Origin of the sequence: Neobacillus piezotolerans (genome assembly GCF_003362805.1) — a bacterium.
GTDB classification, from domain to species: Bacteria; Bacillota; Bacilli; order Bacillales; family Cytobacillaceae; genus Bacillus_D; species Bacillus_D piezotolerans.
The window spans coordinates 1-1,632 of sequence record NZ_QNQT01000029.1 but is presented as its reverse complement, the minus strand read 5'-3'; the positions used below and the strand labels follow the sequence as shown (position 1 = coordinate 1,632).

The following is a 1,632-nucleotide window of genomic DNA, read 5'->3' as shown; positions in this document are numbered from 1 at the left end:
GATGGGCTTCATCATCCTTGTCGCTGGAGCAAACGCTGGCAAATATGGCCTAGACCGCTATGTGCTTCCCTTCATCAACAAGACTGTATTCAAAAAAGATGCCCAGCTTCAAGAGTAGGTTCACAAGCTAGATTATCTTTTGAATGAAATAGCTGCCTAAATCACAACTTGAAAAATTTTATATAAAAGATGCCTGCTTATTGAGATTCAATAACAGGCATTTTTTTTATTTATAGATTGATATTCATTTTGTTTTTTCAGTAGAAGTCCTCCCGGTAGTCCCCCGATCCAGTTGAAGGCGTTATTAAAAGACCACAAAAGTCAACCAAGTTGACGAATTAGTCGTTTTCTGATATTATAAACTTAGTTGACAAATATTCCGAGGTGAGCAAATGTTTTCTATTGGTGACTTTATGATTTATTCTGCACATGGCATTTGCAAGGTTGATGATATTTGTGAAAAAACAGTGTCAGGCATAACAAAGACTTACTATGTACTGCATCCTATTGACAATTATGGAGATTTAACCATAAGCAGTCCTGTTGATAATGAAAAAGTGAATATGCTGGAACTTATGACTCAAGGGGAGGCGAATGAACTCCTTGAATCGTTCAGGTACCCAGGATTGAAATGGATTGAAAACCCAAATATTCGTAATAGGCAGTATAACGATATCGTAAAAACGGGCAACCGAAAGGAAATTGCCAAAGTTGTAAAGACACTGATGCAAAAAAAGCTGGATGCTGAACTTCATGGTAAAAAACTTTACGAATCAGACCGCAGGCTGTTGGACCATATCCAGCACGTCCTTTTCAAAGAATTGGCAATATCGCTCGACACTACAGTTGAAGAAATAAATGAAATGGTCGTAAAGCTGGTTAAGCTATCAACTAAAAAAAGAATGCCCGTGTAATTCGGCATTCTTTTTTTGTGTAATTTCCAATAACTTATACCTTCCAATCAAGCTTTAAAATGTTTTTAAGTTCCTCTACCTTCTCGGCCCCTATGTTCTCGGCGATTTTTTTTTCAAGCTGTCCCTTAAGGGCTACGATTTTTTCGTAGCATTGTTCACCTAGTGGGGTTAACTGGATACACTTCTCTTTCCTGTTGTTTTCCGCGTTCCTGATTTCCACTAATCCTTTTGAGGCAAGGTTTTTGATAAACTTATGGATCGCCTGGCGGGAAATCTCCACATTCTTTGTCACATATGATATTGTCGGCTGTTTTTTATAAATCCTGGCCATTATATACCACTCAGAATTTGAAATATAAATCTCGCTATTTTCGTTCCAGGCTTTTCCCAAGATGCTCCTGAGCAAGCTATGCCGCTCGCTTATTAAATCTATCAGATCCAAATTTTCCAAATCAGAGTTTGAATTCAAAGGGATTCACTCCATTCACCGTCTTCGCCCCTACTATACAAAACCCGTTATTGGATGTCAAACTGGTTTACAACTACCTTGCAGCCTTTTTAAGTAAAAAGTATATAGGCTAAGTTCCTGCACGCCCAATAAGGCAGCCTGCCAACCTTTCATTCGGTTGGCTTTTCACGATAAAAGAGCCGGCTATTTCCGCTTCCAATTAAGCCTATTTGTGACCTTGGTCACACCTTCGTCAAGAAGCTTTGTCTA

At 38.8% G+C, this 1,632-nt stretch carries 2 protein-coding genes; one reads left to right on the top strand and one right to left on the bottom strand.

Features of this window, described 5'->3' with window-relative positions:
- Positions 1-392 precede the first annotated feature (392 nt).
- Positions 393-914: a CarD family transcriptional regulator gene (locus DRW41_RS22510; protein ID WP_115454245.1), complete on the top strand. Its 522-nt coding sequence runs from the start codon at positions 393-395 to the stop codon at positions 912-914.
- Positions 915-948: 34 nt separating this feature from the next.
- On the opposite strand, the gene DRW41_RS22505 is transcribed toward DRW41_RS22510, so the two are convergent.
- Complete coding sequence (locus tag DRW41_RS22505) at positions 949-1,383, bottom strand: MarR family winged helix-turn-helix transcriptional regulator (RefSeq protein WP_115454244.1); 435 nt, start codon at positions 1,381-1,383, stop codon at positions 949-951.
- Between the last annotated feature and the right edge of the window lie 249 nt (positions 1,384-1,632).

Excerpts from the sequence above, each read along its gene's own strand:
- DRW41_RS22510 (WP_115454245.1), top strand. The coding sequence starts at position 393 with ATGTTTTCTATTGGTGACTTTATGATTTATTCTGCACATGGCATTTGC.